Origin of the sequence: Flavobacterium panici (assembly GCF_903819335.1) — a bacterium.
GTDB classification, from domain to species: Bacteria; Bacteroidota; Bacteroidia; order Flavobacteriales; family Flavobacteriaceae; genus Flavobacterium; species Flavobacterium panici.
In genome coordinates this window covers 122,226-145,439 of the sequence record NZ_CAIJDE010000029.1, presented here as the reverse complement: position 1 = coordinate 145,439, position 23,214 = coordinate 122,226, and the positions used below count along the sequence as shown (strand labels likewise).

13 protein-coding genes are annotated in these 23,214 nt (G+C 35.3%); 11 read left to right on the top strand and 2 right to left on the bottom strand.

Annotation, left to right across the window (positions count from 1 at the left end; genetic code table 11):
- The first annotated feature begins 150 nt into the window (after nt 1-150).
- From FLAPXU55_RS03655 to FLAPXU55_RS03640, 4 genes are all read left to right on the top strand, one after another.
- The gene (locus FLAPXU55_RS03655; RefSeq protein WP_180856623.1) at nt 151-2,670 is read left to right on the top strand and encodes a right-handed parallel beta-helix repeat-containing protein; all 2,520 of its coding nucleotides are present in this window, start codon (nt 151-153) and stop codon (nt 2,668-2,670) included.
- Between the two features lie 175 nt (nt 2,671-2,845).
- On the top strand, nt 2,846-3,910 hold the full coding sequence (locus FLAPXU55_RS03650) for a Gfo/Idh/MocA family protein (protein WP_180856622.1): 1,065 nt from the start codon (nt 2,846-2,848) through the stop codon (nt 3,908-3,910).
- Nucleotides 3,907-5,487, top strand: coding sequence for a sodium:solute symporter (locus FLAPXU55_RS03645; RefSeq protein WP_180856621.1), 1,581 nt, complete (start codon nt 3,907-3,909; stop codon nt 5,485-5,487). The genes FLAPXU55_RS03650 and FLAPXU55_RS03645 overlap by 4 nt, the downstream gene beginning before the upstream one ends.
- Before the next feature lie 132 nt (nt 5,488-5,619).
- Complete coding sequence (locus FLAPXU55_RS03640; protein ID WP_180856620.1) at nt 5,620-7,122, top strand: hypothetical protein; 1,503 nt, start codon at nt 5,620-5,622, stop codon at nt 7,120-7,122.
- Between the two features lie 32 nt (nt 7,123-7,154).
- On the opposite strand, the gene FLAPXU55_RS03635 is transcribed toward FLAPXU55_RS03640, so the two are convergent.
- Nucleotides 7,155-7,367 carry a helix-turn-helix transcriptional regulator gene (locus FLAPXU55_RS03635; protein WP_180856619.1) on the bottom strand — a complete coding sequence of 71 codons (213 nt, stop codon included), beginning with the start codon at nt 7,365-7,367 and terminating at the stop codon, nt 7,155-7,157.
- Nucleotides 7,368-7,530: 163 nt separating this feature from the next.
- On the opposite strand from FLAPXU55_RS03635, the gene FLAPXU55_RS03630 reads away from it, so the two are divergent.
- Nucleotides 7,531-7,734, top strand: coding sequence for a SymE family type I addiction module toxin (locus FLAPXU55_RS03630; protein ID WP_180856618.1), 204 nt, complete (start codon nt 7,531-7,533; stop codon nt 7,732-7,734).
- A gap of 331 nt (nt 7,735-8,065) precedes the next feature.
- Here the strand turns inward: FLAPXU55_RS03630 and FLAPXU55_RS03625 are convergent, their stop codons facing one another.
- Nucleotides 8,066-9,277 carry an MFS transporter gene (locus FLAPXU55_RS03625; RefSeq protein WP_180856617.1) on the bottom strand — a complete coding sequence of 404 codons (1,212 nt, stop codon included), beginning with the start codon at nt 9,275-9,277 and terminating at the stop codon, nt 8,066-8,068.
- Between the two features lie 128 nt (nt 9,278-9,405).
- Here FLAPXU55_RS03625 and FLAPXU55_RS03620 point away from each other — a divergent pair, with 128 nt between their 5' ends.
- From FLAPXU55_RS03620 to FLAPXU55_RS03595, 6 genes are all read left to right on the top strand, one after another.
- Entirely contained in the window at nt 9,406-10,197 is a 792-nt protein-coding gene (locus FLAPXU55_RS03620; protein ID WP_235991985.1) for an AraC family transcriptional regulator, read from the top strand.
- Nucleotides 10,198-10,600: 403 nt separating this feature from the next.
- Complete coding sequence (locus FLAPXU55_RS03615; RefSeq protein WP_180856615.1) at nt 10,601-12,787, top strand: alpha-L-rhamnosidase-related protein; 2,187 nt, start codon at nt 10,601-10,603, stop codon at nt 12,785-12,787.
- 197 nt (nt 12,788-12,984) lie between these two features.
- A complete protein-coding gene (locus FLAPXU55_RS03610) occupies nt 12,985-14,658 on the top strand; it encodes a glycoside hydrolase family protein (RefSeq protein ID WP_180856614.1) in 1,674 nt (557 codons plus the stop codon).
- 167 nt (nt 14,659-14,825) lie between these two features.
- Nucleotides 14,826-15,947 (top strand): glycoside hydrolase family protein, encoded by a 1,122-nt coding sequence (locus tag FLAPXU55_RS03605; RefSeq protein WP_180856613.1) that lies wholly within the window; start codon nt 14,826-14,828, stop codon nt 15,945-15,947.
- Between the two features lie 220 nt (nt 15,948-16,167).
- Complete coding sequence (locus tag FLAPXU55_RS03600) at nt 16,168-19,488, top strand: glycoside hydrolase family 2 TIM barrel-domain containing protein (protein WP_235991984.1); 3,321 nt, start codon at nt 16,168-16,170, stop codon at nt 19,486-19,488.
- Nucleotides 19,489-19,779: 291 nt separating this feature from the next.
- Complete coding sequence (locus FLAPXU55_RS03595) at nt 19,780-23,166, top strand: glycosyl hydrolase (RefSeq protein ID WP_180856612.1); 3,387 nt, start codon at nt 19,780-19,782, stop codon at nt 23,164-23,166.
- The last annotated feature ends 48 nt before the right edge of the window (nt 23,167-23,214 follow it).

Here is a 23,214-nt window from a genome sequence, read left to right as displayed (position 1 = left end):
GATTACAGGAGGGTACAGGATGCATAGTTGTTTATGTTCGATTAAATTGTGCCGTATATTTAATTTAATTGTTAAAAATAATCGGAATATAAAATATTTAGTATTTTAAATTTAGTTCTTGATAAGTTTAATGATGAAAAAAAGAAAATAATGCGTTTAATTCCTTTCAACAAATTACTAGTCGTTTTTTTAATGGTATTCACTCTGTTTTCGGCAAATGGAGCTGAAATTTGGGTTTCACCATCAGGAAAAGATTCGAACCTCGGAACAAAATCAAATCCGCTGGCAACAGTTCACATGGCAATGCGAAAAGCGAGAGAACTTCGTCGTTTAAAAGATCCATCTATAAAAGACGGAATTCGAATCATAGTAATGAACGGAACGTATTATTTAGACGAACCATTATTTGTTCGCCCAGAAGATTCTGGAACAGCAGAAAGCCCTACAACAATTGAAGCAGATGTTAATGCAAGACCCATCATAAGCGGTGGAATCGAAATCAAAAATTGGACAAAATCGACAACGGTTATCAACGGCTTGAAAAAAGGATCAGTTTGGGTGGCAAATGCTCCTAAAAAAGCAGGAAGTTTAATCAATTACAGACAATTATGGGTAAACGGAAAAAAAGCCGTTAGAGCCAAAAATACCGCAGGAAATGCAATGGACAGAATTTTGTCTTGGGATCATGAATCGCAAACCTGCTGGATTCCGTTTAAAGACAAGTCGGTTAAGTTCGAACCGGGAATGGAAATGTTTATCGTACAATGGTGGTCGATTGCGAATCTTCGAATTAAAAATATTGAAGTACAAAAAGACAGTGCCAGACTTTCGTTTGAAGAACCAGAAAGCCGTATTCAAAGTGAACATCCGTGGCCAGCGCCGTGGATTTCTAAAAACAACGGAAACTCAGCTTATTTCTTAAACAATGCTTTTTCGCTTTTAAATGAACCGGGAGAATGGTATTTGGACAAGAAAAATGCTAAAATCTATTATATTCCAAGAGCTGGAGAAGATATTAATTCGGTTACCGTTACGGCTCCAGTTTTAGAAAATCTAGTTGAAGTAAAAGGAACAATTGATTCTCCTGTGAGTCATTTTAGATTTAAAGGAATTTCATTTCAGTACAGCAACTGGCTTCGTCCTTCACAGCAAGGTCATGTGCCGTTGCAGTCAGGTTTGTATTTGTTAGATGCTTATAAATTGAAACAGCCGGGAACGCCAAATCAGGCAAATTTAGAAAATCAGGCTTGGGTGGGAAGACCACGCTCTGCCGTTGAAGTAAATTATGCCAATAATATTCAGTTTGAATCCTGTCGTTTTGAGCACTTGGCTTCGACTGGTTTAGATTTAAATAAAGGAACAAATCACAATACTGTAAAAGGAAATTTGTTTAAAGATATCGGCGGAAGTGCCATCAACGTTGGAATTTTTTCTGAAGAAGCTTTTGAAGCGCATTTGCCCTTAATCATAAAGGATGAAAGAGAAATGTGTTCTGATGAAGTGATTTCGGATAATTTAATCACCAATGTAACCAATGAAGATTGGGGAACTTTAGGAATTAGTGCAGGTTTTGTTCGAAATATAACCATTGAACACAACGAAATTTCGGATGTATCGTATTCTGGAATGGCGATGGGCTGGGGTTGGACACATACGCCAAACGTGATGCAGAACAATAAAATTCTGGGTAATAAAATCCATCATTATGCCAAACATTTACATGATGTGGCTGGAATTTATACGCTTTCGGCTCAGCCAAACAGCCGAATAGAAGAAAATTATATAGACAAAGTTTACAATAGTCCGTATGCACACGATCCGTTTTTATGGATGTATTTGTATACCGATGAAGGAAGCGAAGGTTTTACGATTAAAAACAATTGGATTGCCGAAAAGAAAATCCTTAAAAACCATAACGGTCCAAAAGGAAATATCTGGGAACACAATGATCCGTATGTAAGTGATAAAATTAAAGATGCTGCGGGAATTAGAGCGCCTTATAAAGATTTAGAAAAAGAAGTTGTAATCGATGAAAAATGGGGATTGCAGGAAATGCCAAAACCATATGCGATCGAATTGATAGGTTCTGATTTTGATATCGAAAAAATCAAATCGACTTTAACAGGTTTTAGAATTGTAGGTCAGGAATTGTACCAATGGAAAAATCATTTGGTGATTTACGGAAAAATGAATCAGCCGGAAAGAACGAAACGAAAACTGGCAGGCGCTTTTCCTTCTTTAGAAATTAAAATCTATGAAGATTTGGTTTACGATTTCCAAAACTTCGAAAGATGTAAAGATTCAAAACCAGCATCAGATTGGGAAAATATTGTGTTGACAGCGAATCTTCCTGCTGATGAAAAAGGGCAAAAAGAATATGTGGAGTATCATAAAACACAATTTGAAAAATGGCCAGAAGTAGCCAAGGGTTTCTGTAATGCCGATTTTCAGCAATTGCAGGTTTTCAAAAAAGACAGGCAATTAATTTTGGTAATCAGTATTCCGAAAGGAGAAAATCTGGATAAACTAAATCCAAAAACAACTGAAAATAATCCTCGTGTAGACGATTGGAACGCCTTAATGAAAAAATACCAATCGGGAATTGAAGGCGCAAAACCAGACGAGACTTGGATTTTCTTAAACAAAGTAGAAATAGAAGCAAAAAAATAATACGTTGCAATAAACCCGACAGGTTTTTAAAACCTGTCGGGTTTACGTTGAGAAATATTTTGCCACAGATTAAAAGGATTAAAAAGATTTTTTCTAATCTGTGAAAATCCTTTTAATCTGTGGCAAGAAAAAAAATCTAAAACCTAAAATCAACAATCTAAAATAACCACACCTCATGTTAAAAATAGCCATTCTAGGACTTGGAGAAGGACGAAGCACAATGTCGGCTGCAATCGAAAGTTCAAAACTAAAACTTGTTAAAATATGCGACCGAAACGAAGAATTGTGTAAACAACGAGCAAAAGAATTCGATTTTCATTCGTACACAACCAATTACGACGATTTATTAAACGATGCGTCAATTGATATTATCGCAATTTATACACCCGATCATCTTCATGCACAACATGTAAAACAAGCTTTGTTAAGTGGAAAACATGTTGTTTGTACAAAACCGTTTATTGATGATCTTTCGGATGCAAAAGAGCTTTTAGAATTAAGTAAATCAACTGGAAAGAAAGTTTTTATTGGGCAAAGTTCCCGTTTCTTCGAACCAGCAAAAAGACAAAGAGCTGATTTTGAAGCAGGTTTAATTGGAGATTTGATTACGATTGAAGCCCAATATCATGCCGATCACAGATGGTTTTTAAAGAAAGAATGGTCGCTTTTGCAATCGTTTAAATGGCTGTATGGAGGTTTGAGTCATCCTGTAGATTTCATCAGATGGTATTTGCCAAATATTCAGGAAGTAATGGGTTACGGAATGATCAGCAGTAACGGACAAAATGCAGGATTGAAGAATGAAGATACAATGCATTTTATCTTTAAAGCAACCGATGGAAGAATTGCACGAGTAAGCGGTGTTTATACTTCGCCAACTCAGCCAGCACAACGTGACAGCGGAATGAGTACGATTCTGCGTGCTACAGAGGGAGCAAGTCAGGCCGATTATCACGAATTGCGTTATGCCGTTACAGATAAAACGGGCGAAGAAAAAGTAATTACTTGGGGCGATAGCACGATAAAATATTATTTCCGTTTTGAAGGACAAAGTCATCATGGCGGGGAATATCAGAATTATTTAGAATATTTTGCAGACAGTATCGAGCAAGGTTTTGAAGCATATCCAAACATGGAAGAAGGAATTGGAACAGTCGCTTTATTGCAAGCAATGGATAAATCTTTGCAAACTGGAATGCCGGTTAAAATTGCCGATATTCTTAACGAATACGGACTATGAACAGTATTTACGATAAATTAACCACGCTCGATTTTTTAATTGTTGCGGGTTATTTAGTGGCTTTATTGGTCATTGGATATGTGGTAAGTATGAAACAGAGAAAGAAAAACGAAACGCTTTTTCTGGCCGGAAATTCATTAAACTGGTACAGCATCGGATTTAATATGTGGGGAACCAACGTTGGTCCTTCGTCATTATTGGCTTTTGCGAGTATTGGTTACGCTACGGGAATTGTAGCGGGAAATTTCGAATGGTACGCTTTTGTTTTTTTACTGCTTTTGGCGATGGTTTTTGCACCGAGATATATTGCGAGTAAAGTAAGCACTATGCCCGAATATATGGGAAAACGCTACGGCGACAGTACGCAGAATATTTTGGCTTGGTATGCTTTGGTAAAAATATTAGTAAGCTGGCTGTCTTTAGGATTATTCAGCGGAGGTGTTTTAGTGCGTCAGATTTTAGGAATCCCGATGTGGCAGAGTGTTACCGTTTTAGTGATTTTCTCAGGAATATTTACGTTTGCCGGAGGATTAAAAGCGATTGCAAAAGTGAATGTTTTTCAGATGATTTTGCTGATTGTGGTTTCATTGACGCTTTCTTTTTTAGGTTTACAAAAGCTAGGCGGAATCGATGTTTTAATTGCCAAAACACCTTCTAATTTTTGGAATTTAATACAACCTGCAAACGATGCGCATTATCCGTGGCCTGCAATTTTATTAGGTTATCCTGTAGCTGCAGTTGCTTTTTTCTGTACCGATCAATCGATGGTGCAGAGTGTTTTGGGGGCTAAAAATCTGGAACAGGGACAATTGGGTGTGAACTTTATTGGATGGTTAAAAGTTATGGCTTTGCCGTTGTTTATTCTTTCCGGAATTTTGTGTTATGCGTTATATCCCGAATTAGGAAGCAATTCTGATTTAGCTTATATGACAATGGTTACGAATCTTTTCCCAAGCGGAATGAACGGTTTGGTAATCTGTGTGATGATTGCGGTTTTGGTGGGAACAATTGGTTCTTCTTTAAACGCTTTGAGCACCGTTTTTACGAATGATATTTATGTAAAGAAAATAAATCCAACGGCGACGATTCAAGATCAAATTAAAATTGGCCGATTAACAATTGCTGCTGGATGTGTTTTTGCGATTCTGATTGCTGTTGCGATTGATAATATTAAGGGACAGAATTTATTCAACATTTTTCAGGCGGTTTTAGGTTTCTTGGCGCCTTCGTTATCTGTTGTTTTCCTTTTGAGTGTTTTCTGGAAACGCACTACAAAAAAAGCGGTAAATGCAACACTTTCTTGGGGTTCTGCTTTTAGTTTGTTTGTTGGGGTTTTGTATCTATGGATTTTCCCTGCCGATAAATATCCAGTTTGGCCTCACTTTTTATTGATTTCGTTTTACATTTTTGCTGTGCTTTTAATTACAGCAGTTATTATTTCTTTAACTGATAAAAATCCTGAAGTTAATTTTTCTGATGAAAGGGATATTCCTAAAACTAGTAAAAAGGTGAAACTTTTGTTTGGGTTGTTGGGGTTGGTGATTTTGGTTTTGTATTTGGTTTTTAATGGGAATTAGAATAGTTATCAAACTTATATTATAGAAATACGCTTCCTAATAATAGGAAGCGTTTTTTGTGTTTATGTTTAAAATATATTTTTTAAAATTGTTCGTATATTTATATGAATTTCAAAGAAATAAAAATTAAATATGATTAAAATATATGTTGATTGGAATATAATGTCAGGAATGAGAAGTAACCACTTTCCAGAATTATTATCTATACTTTTAAACAATGATAAATTCTTGTGTTTATATTCAACATCACATATTAGTGATATTTTTCGGAGTTATTCGGATGATGAAGAACAGAAAGCAAGAATTCAAGATGATTTAGAATTCATAACAAAAATAACGAATGATTTTTGTCTCTTTAATGATGGTAAAAATATAATTCTGGACCAATATGATCCACAAGAATTACTTGATAGTAGAATTGAAGAGTCGGATATTTTTTCAGATTTATCGATCGATAATTTATTCAAAAGTGATTCCGATGATCCTGCTTTAAATTCATTATTAGAATATTTTAAAACAACTCTAAAATCTTTAGAATTAGACTCTATTTTTAAAGAAGCATTTGAAAATCCAGAATCTGCAAAAATTCTAAATGATATATTTCCAGGATTGAAAGATGATCTTACAATGAATGGCTTTTTCAATAGCTTTAGTAAAATGAACTATAATTTAAATGAGACAGAAGGTTATAAGGATTTAAGACAAATAGTTCAAAAAATAGGTGTAAATAGTGGGCATTTTAATGAAAATAAAGACCCATTCGAGTTAATTGACAATTCATATAAAAAGAAAGGAATTGAAAATTTTAAATCTAATGAATATTTGCCAAAAGGTAAGAATGCACCAGAATGGTTTGATAATATTATGAATGAATACCTTTATCTGGATATGCATGGTTACAAATCAGATAAAGTTAAAGTATCCGAAAAAGAAAAAAATACATTTACAAATACAACTGATGACGCATCTCATTCCGCTTTTGCTTCTATTTGTAGTTTTTATCTAACTAATGACGATAAAAATTATCATAAAACAAAAGCTGTATATAAAAAACTCTCAATAGAAACAAAAGTTTTAAAACCTGCAGAATTTATAGAATACTACAACGAGTATGTAAAGTATCATTCAATCTTAGATCATTTCAAATTGCTATTTGAAATTTTTACTAAACCAATTTTCTATGATACAAATAATGATGAAGGACAATATTTTGGAAAAGTGGCCTATCCAAATGAATATTTTTTCAATTTTTTCAACAAAATTTGGGTTCCAGTTAGTAAGGGAGAAGATTATTTTTATTTTACATTAAGTACGCTTCCTCCCAATCCAAATAAAATATATACTGCATTTAAAGAGATTGAATCATTAGTCAAAATGTTTTTCGAAGCCTTTGGTCCCGATAAAAATGGATTAGAATTATTTGAAATTTCTGAAATGCAGAATGAAATATGGGTTGGTAGACATTGGTTATCTGATGTTGGCGAGATAAAACTTGTTAGAATAAATGGATGGATACAATTGTATTATAATAATGAAGAAATAAAAAAGAAAATTACAAATGTAAAATTACCTAGTAAAAATTCTTTGCTGATGAGATTGTTAAAAGTATATAAGAGATATTTTAAATCTAAGTAATTTTTTTAAAACTTAATGTGTTTTAAAATCTATCAATATTTCCCAGTCGAAACCAACAACTCCCGAATATCAACCTTCAAATATTGAGCAACCTCATAAAGCGTTTCAATAGAAGGCTGATATTCATTTGTACACCAACGCGAAACAGTTGCTACTGTTTTGCCTAAATGATTGGCTAATTCCTTACTACTTCTGTTGTTTTCAACTAAAACAACTTTTATTCTATTTAGCTTAAGTTTCGACACAATGATGATTTATTGCTATATTATGCAAATATGATGCATTTTAAATATAATAAAAAATATAATAATGTTACTCAAAAGCATCATGAAATTATAATTTAAAAATATATAATTATAATTTGTAGTATTAATTTTACTATTTTTGTTTCGTAAAAACAGAAATATAATGAAACAATCAGCGAAAAGACGACTAAAAATCCAGCCAAAACATATTGCAAGATCATATCATCGATACGTTATATTTCCAGAAATACGTCTTTGCGGAAAATGGCTTCAGAAAATCGGTTTTAATTACGGGAATTTCGTAACGATTGAACATCAGCAAAATAAAATCATTATTACAACCAATAGTGAAATTGAAACGAAATAAAAATCATCAATTTAAACATAACCCGTGGTTTTAACCACGGGGACGCTATACATAACATTACATTTATCAAAATACGTTTCCCGTGGTTGAAACCACGGGCTATGTTTTTAAAAAGATTGCAAATAAAGCAAGGCTATTTTATGAGTTGCCTCCAGTTTTAACTGGAGGTCTATGTAAAAAGAATAGAAAAAGGCTTTAGCCAAACTGTAGATATTTTGGCTAAAGCCTTTTGAGCTTTATTTTTTTTCTCATCCCGATTTATCGGGACGCAATTAAATCTTATTTTTTTATAAAAACTTCGCGTCTTAGCGACTTCGTGGCATAAAAAAAATTACTCAACCTTCTTTTTCTTCTCTAAATTTGGCAAGAATCCAGTAATAACCCCAATCAAAGGCAGAAACGCACAAATCTTAAATACATATTCAATACTTGTAGCATCGGCAATTTTTCCTAAAATAGCAGAACCTAAACCTCCCATTCCGAAAGCAAATCCGAAAAAAAGCCCCGCTACAAGTCCGACTTTTCCGGGCATTAATTCAGTTGCATAAACCAGAATCGCAGAGAATGCAGAAGAAAGAATCAATCCGATGATTACAGATAAAGTTCCAACCCAGAATAAAGAAACGTAAGGCAACATTAAAGTAAACGGAGCGACTCCTAAAATAGAAACCCAGATTACATATTTTCTGCCGTATCGATCTCCAATTGGTCCTCCAATCAAAGTTCCTGCAGCAACAGCGCCCGAAAACAAGAATAAATACACTTGTGACTGCTGAATCGTGATGTGGAATTTATCTATAAGGAAGAAAGTATAATAACTTGTGATACTGCTCATATAGAAATACTTAGAGAAAATCAAAACCAATAAGATAATCAACGAAGCAATTACTCGATTTTTTGACAAATGATGCATCTCTATTTGGTGAGAAGCTTTATTCGCATTTCTTTCAGATAAATGTGCAGTATACCAAATCGCAATTTTATACAAAGCAAAAACACCAACTAATGCGATAATACAAAACCAAGCGATATAAGATTGTCCGTGCGGAATAACGATAAAAGCGGCTAATAAAGGTCCGATTGCACTTCCGGCATTTCCTCCCAATTGAAAAATAGATTGTGCCAAACCTCTTTTTCCGCCCGAAGCCAAATGCGCCACACGCGAAGATTCAGGATGAAAAATCGAAGACCCAATTCCGATTAAACTCACTGATAATAATAAGTAAACAAAACTAGAAGATATCGAAACCAGAAAAAGTCCAACCATTGTAAAACACATTCCAACAATCAGCGAATACGGTTTTGAATTTTTATCGGTATACATTCCCACAAACGGCTGTAAAATCGAAGCCACCATTTGATAGGTTAAAGTAATAATACCAATTTGGGTAAAACTAAGATTAAAATTTTCTTTAATTAATGGATAAACAGAAGGGATAACAGCCTGTAAAAGATCATTAATTAAATGAGAAAAACTGATGATGAATAAGATCGAATAAGTGGTTTTTTTAACTATGTCAGGATTTGCTTTAATAGTGTCCATGAGATATTTTTTGATTTTTAAATTAGGTTAAAAAACAACAGCTGTATTATTTTTTGCAAAGATTAAAAGAATACTAATGTCAGAATTGCTATATTTGGACAATGAATAGTCAATATCGGACATATAGAATGGCCACGGATTTTGGATACCAAGTAGATTCCTCAATCCCAGTTATTGGCTATACCGAAATGGTAAACAATGAAATGTGTATTTCGCATTCACATCCAAGAGGTCAGTTGATCTATGCAACACGTGGCGTAATGAACGTTGTAGTGGGCAATCATATTTGGGTTGTGAATCCGTTACAGGGTTTGTGGCTTCCAGGCGGAGTGGAACATCAGGTTACTTTTCAAAAAGATGTTAATTACTACAGCGTTTTTATTGATCCGTCTGCAATGGAAGGATTGCCAACAAATAGTTTTTCATTTGATATTCCGATGTTTTTAAAGCAGCTGGTTTTCAAAATCATTTCTTTTGGAGTTGAAGGAAATCTGACTCCACCACAAAAAAGAATCATTTCTGTTTTCTTGGACGAATTGGCTTTAATCGAACCAAGTGCAACCTTCCTGCCAACAACCAATCACGAAAGACTTCAAAAAGTTGTTGAACTTTTAATGAATGATGTCTCAAGCAAAAATACAATAGAATATTACGCCGAACTTTCTTTTATGAGCACCAGAACTTTATCTCGTTTATTTATTAAAGAATTGGGAATGAACTTCAGCGACTGGCGTACACGCTTAAAATTATTAGAAGCCATAAAACGTTTGGGGGAAAAACAATCCATTAAAGAAATTGCCTTCAATTTAGGTTACGAAACTACAAGTGCCTTTATTTATATGTTTAAAAAACATTTAGGTAAAACGCCTTCTAATTATATTTTAGAAGATGAAAATGAATCTGAGAGGATGATTGCTTAGATTGTAAGCCTAAATTAGAACGCGGATAAAACGGATTTACTTCGTAAAGACGCGGATTAACACGGATTTTTTCTTTTAGTTATCCAAAATAACACAGACTTTGTCATTTCGACGAAGGAGAAATCTTCGCAAGTAACTCCGCAGCGAAAGTCCAATCTTTGTAGAGCTTCTCGTGGAGATTTCTCCTTCGTCGAAATGACAAAAAAGAGCAAATAATTAAATCCGCTTTCATCCGCGTCCCATAAAATTGTAACATCATTTTTTTTAATACTAAAAAAGTGATAACTCATAATTTTTCCCTTAAAAAATTATCAAAAAGTACTGTTTTTTATGAAATAGCAGGATAGTACAGGGTGTCAAATGTGATGAGAACACTTAACTTTAGTCCCAAAATAAACTTACTATGCTAAACCGCTTTTCCATTTTTAAAATTTTACTTCTTTTTGTTGCTCTTTTTTCTTGCTCACTTTCATCAGCACAGGAAAAACCAAAAGAAGCGACATGGATATGGTATCCAGGAGATTTTGAAGTTTGGTTAAGTAATAAAATGCAAGTAAGACGTACAGAACGCGAAGCAGTATTTCCACCGCTTTGGCAATATTACAGTCCTTATGCTTTGGTCACTTTTCAGACAGAAGTAGATATTCCAAAGCCAGACGAAGTGAAAATCTTTTCAGAAGGACCTTTTCAATTACTTTTAGATGGCGTTCAAATTTACGGACAGCCAAAATCAATTGCAGTCCCTGCCGGAAAACACAAAATTTCTTTTAAAGTTTATAATCAGGAAGTATTGCCGGCTATTTATATTTCTGGTAATTATATTAAATCTGATGCTTCTTGGAAAGTAACCAACGAAGATAAACTCTGGATTGATGAAACTGGAAAAGCACAACAATCTGGTACACCGTGGGTTCCTGTTGGTTCTTGGAATTTTAATTCTTCAGAAAATAAACCTTCAGGATTCAAACTAACAACCAAACCTTTAAGTGCAAAGAAAACAGAGAAAATAGGAGCTGGTGAATTGGTAGATTTTGGCAAAGAAACTTTTGGTTACATTAAAATTCACGGTTTAAAAGGAAAAGGCAAAGTAGCGCTTTATTACGGAGAATCTCGTGAAGAAGCGCTGGATTCTGCTAAATGCGAAACCTTAGATCATTTATCTTTTGATGGAAAACAGCCTGAAACCTACACACACGAAGGATCGAAAGCATTTCGTTATGTTCAAGTTCAAGCAGATGCAGGTGTAAAATACGATTCAATTTCGATGCTTTATGAATATCTGCCATTAGATTATCGTGGCGCATTCAAATCTTCAGATGAACAATTGAATAAAATTTGGGATGTGTCGGCTTACACGATGCATTTAACGTCTCGTGAATTTTTTATAGACGGAATTAAGCGTGACCGCTGGGTTTGGTCTGGCGATGCGTATCAAAGTTATTTAATGAATTATTATTTATTCTTTGATTCGGCTTCGGTAGAACGAACGCTGTTAGCCCTTCGAGGAAAAGATCCTGTAACGGCTCACGTAAATATCATAATGGATTATTCGCTGTATTGGTTTGTAGGTGTTTACGATTATTACTTGCACACAGGCGATACAAAATTCATCAAAACTTTTTATCCAAGAATGAAATCACTTATGGATTTCTGTTTAGAAAGAAGAAACAAAAACGGATTCTTGGAACCTTTAGAAGGAGACTGGGTTTTTATTGATTGGGCAGACGGACTTCCAAAAACGGGCGAAGTTAGTTTTGAGCAAATGCTTTTAGCCAGAAGTTTAGAAGCGATGGCTGTAAGTGCTGAAATTGCTGGTAAAAATGAAGATCAAAAACAATATCAAAAATTAGGGAATGATTTAAAAACGAAATTATTTGATGTGTTTTGGGATAAAAAAGAAAACGTCATGAAGCATCAGCGTATCGACGGTAAAATCCAAAATATTGTAACCAGATATGCTAATATGTTCGGTATTTTCTTCAATTATTTTAATAAAGAACAAAAACAAAGCGTAAAAAATAAGGTGTTGCTTAATAAAGATGTTCTTCAAATTACAACTCCTTACATGCGTTTTTATGAGCTGGAAGCGTTGTGTGCGATGGGCGAACAGAATTATGTTTTAAAAGAAATGAAAGATTATTGGGGTGGAATGCTGAATGAAGGTGCAACCTCTTTCTGGGAAGAATACAATCCGAACAAAAAAGGAACTGAGCATTTAACGATGTACGGACGTCCTTACGGGAAAAGCCTTTGCCACGCTTGGGGTGCAAGTCCGATTTATTTATTAGGAAAATATTATTTGGGTGTAAAACCAACCGCGCCGGGATATTCGGAATATGAGATAAAACCAAATCTTGGCGGTTTAAAATGGATGGAAGGAAAAGTGCCAACACCAAACGGAGAAGTTACCGTGTATTGCAGTACCAAAGAAATCAAAATAAAAGCAGGCGAAGGAGAAGGAAAATTGATTTTTGAAAGTGCCAGCAAACCCAAAACAAACTCTGGAACAATTATAGAATTAGCAAAAAATAAATATCAGTTGATTGTAAAACCTAATATGGAGTATAAAGTGAGTTATAAAGCGATTTAGTTCTTAGTCCTTAGTACCTAGTAATTAGTAATTAGTTTAGTTTGTTACGTTTAGTTTGTCATTTCGACGGAGGAGAAATCTTCGCAAGTTGCTCCGCAAAGTTTGATCTGCAAAGCGTGCTCAGCAAACGAAGATTTCTCCTCCGTCGAAATGACAAGATTGGGGAAATTTAGAAGTCAATAAAAAATAAAAAACCAATGTTTCCAAAAAACACAAAATACAACTTCAAATTAAAAACCACATTCCTAATGCTGTTAACTGTCTGCATTCAAGGCACAGCACAAACGACATCGAAACCAGCATCATTTGAAATTGTAAAATCCAACTACAAAACGTTCAAAACCACACAATACTCTCATGTATTTTCAGGAAGCAAACACAATATTGTTCGTTTAGCCCCAGAATTACAAGGTTTAACAGGAATTGAACTTCCTTTAGATAAATATAAAAACGGAACTAATTCTCCATTACAATTAAAGTTTAAAGAGCCTGTTCAGGTTTTAATTGGTGTTTTTCAAGAAAATAATTCAGAATATCTTCAAGCTGATAAACTTCAAAAGTCTAAATTAATTTTAGAAAACGGATTGACGATTACAGGTTTACCTCCAGTAAATGTTTATGCGATTTCATTTCCAAAAGGAACACAAACTTTAAATCTTGGAAAAGGATTATTTGGTGTTTTAGGAGTTGTAAAAGCTTCTGAAAAGCTAGAACCAAGAAATGCCAATTTTCCAGACGGAAAACTTTGGAATCCAACTTTTATCGTTGAAGGATTTTCAGATGAAAAACCACTTTTCGAAATTATCGGCGGAGAAAATAAACCCGTTATTGATGAAGGAATGTCTGGAACAGAAGGAATTCAAGGAGGTTTTGAAGGAGGACGTGTGGTAAAAGTCGGAGATACGTATCATATGTTTCCAACTGAAAGAGCAGGAGAAAAAGGTGTTGATTACTATTACGATCGTGTAAAAACCAAAATTGGACATTGGACAAGTAAAGATGCCATTCATTGGAAAAGAGAATCAACCATTTATCAAGCAAGCGGAACTTACGCCGTTACAGAAGATGATAATCCAATGAACGATCGTCGTGCAGCCATCTGGTCGTATATGCCGGTTTTTAATGAAAAAGCAAACAAATGGTACGGCTATTATTTGGCTTATACCGTAAGTAAAACAATAGAACCAAATCATTCATTCGGAAGAATTTGGCGTTGTGAATCAACTGTAGACGGAATCAATGGAATTGGCGGCCCTTATAAAGATATGGGAATCATTATGGAACCCGGATTAGATTCTCAGCCTTGGGAAGGACGTCAGGGTGTTGCGTCATTTTTTCCATACCAAGTGGGCGATAAATATTTCGGCTTTTACAGCGGCGCTTATCCGTTTAATTCTTGGGCAGATTATCCAAAGAAATCGGGAAAAGGCTGGTTTGTGGCTTTAGCCGAATCCAAAAGTTTAGAAGGTCCTTGGTTGAGAATGAACAAAGGTCTGGAACCCATTAAAACCATGCATCCGCAGTTTGTAGAAAATCCAATTGTAAGTCAATTACCAAACGGTCTGTACATCGCTATTTTCGACGGTGGCCCAGACGGCTGGGGACACCATTTACCTAACATGATTGCGTATTCGTTATCGGCTGACGGAGTGAATTGGGCAGAAGCACATTATTTACCAATAGAAACCAAAGTTGATAAATGGTGGGATATTATGAGAACGCCTTTGTGCTTAATCCCAGAAGGAAATGACGTTTACACAATAGTTTATAATGCAATCGACTTAAAAAGAAGATTTCATCCAACAGGAATGGTAAAAGTAAAATTGAATAGAGATGTGATGGATTCTAAATTAAAAGAGTTGAAGAAATAAAAGAGAGTGGGAAGAAGAAAGATGCAAGAAGCAAGATTTTAGAATATAGAAAATAGAGAATAGAGAATAGAAAGTAAAAACTTTGCGACTCTGCGACTTTGCGAGATTAAATCTTTCCAAAACAAAAACTTAGAGCCTTAGCGCCTTCGTGGCAAAAAAACATAAAAATGAAAATTAAATACCTAATTCTAACCATTTCAGCACTTGCTATAACCAGCTGTGCGACCAAATACAAGAAAAGAGAAATTACCGACAGCGTAATGCAGGAGATTTACGAGGAAATTAAAACACCTTATAAATACGGTTTGGTAATGGTTCCAACTGACAACTCATACAAAATGGATTGTCCGAGTGTATTTAGAAAAGACGGCAAATGGTATATGACCTATTTAATTTACGATGGAAGAGGTTATGAAACCTGGCTTGCAGAAAGTGACAACCTTTTAGATTGGAAATATCTGGGAAAAGTAATGTCATTTTCAGAAAATGAAAAACACTGGGACGTCAACCAAAAAGCAGGATATATTTCGTTGCAAGATCCAACTTGGGGCGGAAGCTACGAATGGGAAAAATACGATGACAAATACTGGATGAGTTATTTTGGCGGAGACAGCAAAGGTTATGAAGCAGGCGTTTTGTCAATAGGAATGGCGTATACCAAAGAAGCTCCGACAAAACCACACGAATTTCAGAGATTAGAAAATCCGGTTTTGACTCCAAAAGACAAAGATGCAAGATGGTGGGATAATAGTACGATGTACAAAAACAGCGTGATTCGCGATAAGGATAAATTGACAGGACACAATTTTATCATGTATTACAATGCCCGTGGCGACAGTATAAATCCCGCTAAAGGCGCTGAACGTATTGCTATGGCTGTATCAAACGACATGAAAGAATGGAAACGTTACGGCAATAAACCATTAATCAACCATCATAAAGGAATTTCGGGAGATGCTTATATTCAGCGTATTAATGATACTTGGGTAATGTTCTATTTTGGAGCTTTCTGGACGGGTTGGAATCAAGGCGCATTTAACCGTTTTGCCGTTTCAAATGATTTAGTAAACTGGACCGACTGGAAAGGAGATGATTTAGTTAAATCTTCTGAACCTTACGATGATATGTTTGCACACAAATCATTCGTTGTAAAACACAACGGTATTGTCTATCATTTTTATTGTGCCGTTAACAAAGCAGAACAAAGAGGAATTGCAATTGCAACGTCTAAAGATTTAGGGAAAAGCAAATTGAATTTTGTAGCACCGCCGGAGAAAAAGAAGAATTAAGTGTACAGAATTAAGTATTAAGATATAACGATTTCTAGACCTGACAGGTTTTTAAAACCTGTCAGGTCTAATAACCAAAAGATAATAAAGACACAGTTTTGTCATTTCGACGAAGGAGAAATCTTCGCGTCAATATTCTACAAAGAGAGAAAATACTTTGTAGAGCTTCTTACGGAGATTCCTCCTTCGTCGGAATGACAAAAAAACTAAAAATAAAATAATGTTTAAGCCAAATCATATTCAGCAATTTTTCAACTTTCGACTTAGGACTTTCGACTTTTTGACTGTAATTTTACTATTCACAACTTACACGCAAGCCCAATCCGTAACAGGAGAACCAGCAGGAATCCCTGAATTGCATAAAAAATACGAATTTGCGCCTTGGGAAGATCCAACGGTTACAAGCATTAACAGACAGCCTTCTAGAGCGACAGCTTATTCATACGCAAGTATTGAAGACGCTTTAAAAGGCGACAGAACCAAAAGCCGAATCCAGATGCTAAACGGCGATTGGAACTTTAAATATGCCGTGAATCTTAAAGAAGCCTCAAAAGATTTCTATAAAAATACGGTTTCAGGCTGGGATAAAATAGAAGTACCTTCAAACTGGGAAATGAAAGGATACGATAATCCAATTTACAAAAGTGCCGTTTATCCGTTTAGACCTATAAATCCGCCTTATATTCCTAAAGATTATAATGGAGTCGGTTCGTACCAACGCAGTTTTACCGTTCCTGAAAATTGGAAAGATATGACTGTGACTTTACATTTTGGAGCCGTAAGTTCAGGTTTTGAAGTTTGGCTTAACGGAGAATTTTTAGGTTATGGCGAAGACAGTTTTCTGCCATCAGAATTTGATATTACGCCTTATTTAAAAGCAGGAGAAAATGTAGTTTCTGTTCGTGTAATTCGTTGGACAGATGGTTCTTATTTAGAAGATCAGGATCACTGGCGTATGAGCGGCATTCAGCGCGAAGTTTTCATTATGGCCGAGCCGAAGCTGCGTATTCAGGATTTCTTTGTTCAAACCAAATTAGACAAACAATATACAGATGCAATTTTTAAACTGCGTCCCAGAGTTGAAAACCTAACAGGAGAAAAAATCAAAGATTATATGATGAATGTTCAATTGTTCGATGCCAATAATACGGCAATGTTCAAAGAACCGCTTCAAAGACCTGTGATTGATTTAATCAACGAAAGTTATCCCCGTTTGGATAATGTTCGTTTCGGATTCTTCCAAGAAACTATCAAAAATCCAAAAAAATGGAGTTCAGAGGAGCCGAATTTATATACGATGGTCATTTCTATCAAAGATAAAAACGGCAATGTTACAGAAGCCAAAAGCTGTAAAGTTGGTTTCCGTTCAATTGAATTCTCAAAAGAAAACGGAAAAATGCTCATTAACGGAAAAGAAACCTATGTGTATGGCGTAAACCGTCACGATCATCATCCGACAAGAGGAAAAGCGGTTACGAGAGAAGACATCAAACAAGATATAACTACGATTAAAAAGTTTAATTTCAACTTTATACGTACAAGTCATTATCCAAACGATCCCTATTTCTACGAATTATGCGATCAATACGGAATCATGGTTATGGATGAAGCAAATCAGGAAACACACGGAATTGGCGGAAAATTAAGCAACGATCCGCTTTGGACAAATGCTTATATAGAACGAATGATCCGAATGGTTGAAAGAGACAAAAACCATCCATCGGTTGTCATGTGGAGTTTAGGAAACGAAGGCGGAAAAGGACCAAATCATGCTGCAATGTCGGGATGGGTTCACGATTTCGATATTACGCGTCCTGTACATTATGAACCAGCACAAGGAAATGCAAAATTAGACGGTTATATCGATCCGCTTGATTCAAGATATCCCAAAACAATCGATCACGCATATCGATTCGAAAATCCGCAGGATGATTCGTATGTCGATATGGTCAGCCGCTTTTATCCTGGCGTTTTCACTCCGAAATTTTTAGTAGATCAAAAGAAAGATACAAGACCGATTATCTTTGTTGAATATTCTCATGCAATGGGAAATTCAGTTGGAAATTTAAAAGAATTATGGGATGAATTCCGTTCGCTTCCAAGAGTTATTGGAGGTTGTATTTGGGAATTTAAAGATCAGGGAATCGTGAAATTTGATTCCAGATCAGGTCAGAATTATTTTGCTCACGGAGGAGATTTTGGAGAAAAATACCACGACGGAAACTTCAATACAAAAGGAATTGTGGATTCTTACGGAAAACCAAAAGGTTCTATTTTTGAGAATAAATGGGTGTATCAGCCAGCGGTTTCGACTTTAAACGGAAATCAGTTAGAAATCAAAAATCGTCAATCGGTTAAATCATTAGAGGGTTACATTCCCGTTTTAAAAGTGTTGGAAAACGGAAACGTAATCAAAACTCAGATTTTAAAACCATTTAAAGTAGAAGCAGGACAATCAACAACATTAGATATCAGTTCTTATCTTCCAAAAATGAAAGCTGATGCGGAATATATTTTAAATATAGAATTCCAGCTTTCAAAAGAGGAATTGTGGGCTTCAAAAGGTTATGCTGTCGCGGAAGATCAGTTTATATTAAAAAAGAAAGAAGCCGTTTCTCCAGAATCTAAAAAAGAAATTTTAAACGTTTCTGAATCCGATTCAGATTTTAAAATCAAAGGAAAAACTTTTGATATTACGATTGGAAAAACAAACGGAGCTTTGAGTTCTTATATTTTTAACGGAGAAGAACAAGTTTTTGCACCGCTATTGCCAAACTTCGTAAGACCACTTACAGACAATGATAAACGTGGTTGGAAATCGCAAAAGTTGCTGAAACAATGGTACAAAGCAAAACCAAAATTGGTCAACATTTCAATTGATAAATCAGTTTCTGAAATTAAAATAACAAGCGATTACGAAGTTATAAAAGATAGTGCGAGCGTAAAAGTGATCTATAATATTTTTCCAAACGGATTAATAAAAGTAGATTACAGCTTAAAAGCATCAAACAAATTACCAAACATTCCAAAAATCGGAATGCAGATGGGAGTTCAAAGAAAATTCGATCAGATTTCATGGTACGGAAAGGGAGAATTAGAAAATTACAGCGACAGAAATTTTGGTTCGTTTGTTGGGAAATATTCGCTTCCAATTAATGACTTTATCGAACATTACCCAAAACCGCAGGAAAACGGAAACAGATGTGATGTAAGATGGATGGCACTGAGCACTCCGCAGAAAAACAAAGGATTTTTAGTAGTAAACGATTCAAAAGTTTTAAGCATGAGCGCATGGCCGTACACACAGGAAAATCTAAGCGCATCAGGACATACTTACGATTTGAAAGATCCTGGATTTTTGACAGTGAACATCGATTTAATCCAAATGGGAGTAGGGGGAAATGATAGTTGGACGACTGTTGCACAGCCATTAGAACAATATCAAATTAAATCCGGAGATTATCAATATAGTTTTTATTTAAAGCCTTTTGACGGTTCAAAAACTGAATTAGAAAATAGTTTGAAGAAATTTAAATATTAGATAATTGATAATTGATAATTGATAATTGATAATTGATAATTGATAATTTTAAAATTAAGAACTAAAAGTTTAAGGTACAGTTTGTCATTTCGAGGAACGAGAAATCACACAAGAAATTCGACAAAGATTATGAAACATAGCCCGAGGTTTCAACCTCGGGAAACGTATGGTGAAATCCCGTTACGTCCCAATGGTTGAAACTATTGGCTATGTTATAATAACAAATAATATATCAAACCCGACAGGTTTTTGAAACCTGTCGGGTTTACAAACGAAATAAAACAAAGAATAATGTTTCAAAAAAAACACCTCTTTTTTATTCTCCTTTTGGCGAGCTTCGTCTCGGCACAGGAAATCCATAAAAAAGAATCTTTTCAGCCGACATTAGAATCCTCAAGGCCTTGGGTGTATTGGTATTGGATGAAATCGGCGTATTCTAAACCTGGAATCACAGCCGATTTAGGAGCTATGAAACAAGCTGGAATTGCGGGCGCTTATTTAATGACCATTAAAGGCCCAGCAAATCCGCCGTTGCTAGATCCGCCAGTTTTACAGTTGACACCTGAATTTTGGGACATGATTCATTGGGCTTTCAAAGAAGCCGATCGTTTAGGATTGAAACTAGCTTTTCATGGAGCTGACGGATTTGCCGTTGCTGGCGGGCCTTGGATTACACCAGAAATGTCAATGCAGAAAGTAGTTTGGTCGACGAATGAAATTTTAGGAGGAAAAAAAGTTACTTCGAAATTGCCAGTTCCCGCGCATTACAAAGACTATTATAAAGACATTGCCACTTTTGCGATTCCGATAAAAGAGTACCAAATTACTTCGCAGATACAACTGCCAAAAGTAACGACATCCAACAACACAGATGGATCGTTTTTGGCTGATCCTAAAAAAGATGAAAACTTCAAATTTGCCGATGCAGGTTGGATTCAGTACGAATTTGCACAGCCTTTTACCTGCAAATCTATTGTAATAGAAACCAAAGGAAGAGATTTTCAGGCACAGCGTCTGATTGTAGAAGTGAGTGACGACGGAATTCATTTTAGATTCCACGAAAGAATGATTGCACCACGTCACGGTTGGCAGGATATGGATTTCCCGAATACACATACTATTACGCCAGTAACAGCAAAATATTTCAGATTCGTTTATGATCCAAAAGGAACAGAACCAGGTGCAGAAGATTTGGATTTTGCGAAGTGGAAACAGAATCTGAAAGTGAGTAAAATAACACTTTCGAATCAGTCGTTGATTAATAATTACGAAGGAAAATCAGGCGCAATTTGGCGTTTGACTCCGCAGACTACCGACAAAGAAATTCCAAATTCTGATGCATTCAAAAAATCAGAAATTATCAATATCTCCAATTTTGTTGATGCCGATGGAAACTTAAAGTGGAAAGCGCCAAAAGGAAAATGGAAAATCATCCGAATGGGACATACTTCTACAGGGCATGAGAATGCAACGGGCGGAGCAGGAAAAGGATTGGAAGTTGACAAATTTAATCCAGAATTAATTCGTTTTCAATTAGATCATTGGTTTGGAGAAGCAGTTCGTTCAGCTGGTCCAGAATTGGCTTCAAAAGTTCTGGAAATTCTGCATTTTGACAGCTGGGAATGCGGAAGCCAAAACTGGTCTTCGGTTTTTCAGGCTGAATTTAAAAAGAGGCGTGGCTACGATCTTGTAGATTATCTTCCTGTTATGGCTGGAATTCCCGTAGAAAATGCCGATTTTTCAGAGAAAGTTTTATACGATGTTCGAAAAACAATTGCTGATTTAGTAGCTGATAATTTCTACGGAACTGTCGCTCAAATTGCAAAAGAATATAACCTTAAGTTAAGTTCAGAAAACGTCGCGCCAACAATGATGAGTGATGCTTTGCTGCATTATAAATATGTCGATTATCCAGGTGGAGAATTTTGGCTGAAAAGCCCAACCCACGACAAACCTTTTGATATGGTCGATGCTATTTCGGGCGGACATATTTATGCAAAAGATATTATTCAGGCAGAATCTTTTACAGCGCTGAGAATGGATTGGGACGAACATCCAGGAAACTTAAAAACGACGGCAGACCGCAATTACGCTTTAGGAATTAACCGTTTATTCTATCACGTTTTTGTCCATAATCCTTGGACAGATAGAAAACCGGGAATGACTTTAGACGATATCGGAACTTTTTTCCAACGAGACCAAACTTGGTGGAAACCCGGAAAAGCTTGGTTTGATTATTGTCAAAGAGTACAGTTTCAATTGCAAAAAGGGAAACCTGTAATTGACTTAGCAGCTTTTATTGGCGAAGATTTTCCTTCCCGTTCTTTTGCGCCGGATCGTTTGGTGCCATTTATTCCGAATGTGTTTGGAAATGAAAGATTGGAAAAAGAGAAAATCCGTTTAGAAAATGAAGGTCAGCCAACGGCTAAAATGCCAAAAGAAGTTACTTATTCTAAAAATATCACCGATTTATCACAGTGGATTAATCCGTTAAATGGTTATCAATATGATTCTTTCAATGCTGATGTTTTAATCAACAGAGCGAAAGTGGTAAATGGAAAAGTAACTTTTGAAGGTGGAATTGAATACAGTGCTTTATTCTTTCCAGGAAGTCATAAAATGGCACCGAATAAGATTTTGTCTTTGGCTTCTGCCGAAAAAATCCTGCAATTGCTACAAGATGGAGCAACGATTTTTGTGGATGAAAAAACAAATATTCAGCCAGGAATTCAATCAGAAGCCGATCAAAAGAAATGGCAGATTATAATTGATGAAATCTGGAATAACGCCAACTCGTCTTCATGGAAAATCGGAAAAGGTACTGTTGTAAAACTGCCATATTTAGGAAATGATTTTACTTCTATCGGAATTGCTCAAGATGTTTATTTTCCAAATTTAAATAGAGCTGATTCTGAAACATTGGCTTGGGCGCATCGTAAATCAGAAAGTGAAGATTTATATTTCCTTTCGAATCAAAAGAATGAAAAAAGAGTATTTGATGCTTCTTTTAGAATAGCTGGGAAAGTACCGCAATGGTACAATCCCGTAACTGATCAAACTTTGGCTTTAGCTAATTGGAAACTAGAAAACGGAAGAACAATTGTTTCGATAGCTTTAGATGCCAACGAATCTGGTTTTGTGATTTTTAAAGGAGAAACAAAAGAGATTTTGGCTCAAGGAAAATCTTCTGAATTTGAAAAAGTTCAGACTTTAGATGAAAACTGGGAATTACAATTTGATCCAGAATTTAAAGGTCCGAAAGAAGTGGTGAAAACTAACAAACTTTTTGATTGGAGCACTTCAGATAATGATCAGATTAAGTATTATTCAGGAACAGTAGTTTACAAAAAAGAGTTTATTTGGAAAGGAAAAGATACCAATAAAACTTGGTTGGATTTAGGTGAAATTGCAAATATCGCTGAAATCAAAATCAACGGAAAAGATTGTGGAACGCTTTGGACTTTCCCTTTTAAAACTGATATTTCAAAAGCTTTGCAAAAAGGAAAAAATTCAATAGAAATTAGAGTGACAAATACTTGGGCAAATAGATTAATTGGCGATCAAAAATTGCCAAAAGAAGAAAGATTGACTTGGACAACAGCGCCATTTAGATTAGAAGGAGAACCGTTGTTAAAAGCGGGGTTATTGGGGCCGGTTATAATCTTACAGGAGAAATAGATGTTAGCCACAGGTTAAAAGGATTAAAAAGATTTCTTTTGGAAAAAT

Coding starts and splice junctions, on each gene's coding strand:
- FLAPXU55_RS03655 (WP_180856623.1), top strand. CDS start 151: ATGCGTTTAATTCCTTTCAACAAATTACTAGTCGTTTTTTTAATGGTA.
- FLAPXU55_RS03650 (WP_180856622.1), top strand. CDS start 2,846: ATGTTAAAAATAGCCATTCTAGGACTTGGAGAAGGACGAAGCACAATG.
- FLAPXU55_RS03645 (WP_180856621.1), top strand. CDS start 3,907: ATGAACAGTATTTACGATAAATTAACCACGCTCGATTTTTTAATTGTT.
- FLAPXU55_RS03640 (WP_180856620.1), top strand. CDS start 5,620: ATGATTAAAATATATGTTGATTGGAATATAATGTCAGGAATGAGAAGT.
- FLAPXU55_RS03630 (WP_180856618.1), top strand. CDS start 7,531: ATGAAACAATCAGCGAAAAGACGACTAAAAATCCAGCCAAAACATATT.
- FLAPXU55_RS03625 (WP_180856617.1), bottom strand. CDS start 9,277: ATGGACACTATTAAAGCAAATCCTGACATAGTTAAAAAAACCACTTAT.
- FLAPXU55_RS03620 (WP_235991985.1), top strand. CDS start 9,406: ATGGCCACGGATTTTGGATACCAAGTAGATTCCTCAATCCCAGTTATT.
- FLAPXU55_RS03615 (WP_180856615.1), top strand. CDS start 10,601: ATGCTAAACCGCTTTTCCATTTTTAAAATTTTACTTCTTTTTGTTGCT.
- FLAPXU55_RS03610 (WP_180856614.1), top strand. CDS start 12,985: ATGTTTCCAAAAAACACAAAATACAACTTCAAATTAAAAACCACATTC.
- FLAPXU55_RS03605 (WP_180856613.1), top strand. CDS start 14,826: ATGAAAATTAAATACCTAATTCTAACCATTTCAGCACTTGCTATAACC.
- FLAPXU55_RS03600 (WP_235991984.1), top strand. CDS start 16,168: ATGTTTAAGCCAAATCATATTCAGCAATTTTTCAACTTTCGACTTAGG.
- FLAPXU55_RS03595 (WP_180856612.1), top strand. CDS start 19,780: ATGTTTCAAAAAAAACACCTCTTTTTTATTCTCCTTTTGGCGAGCTTC.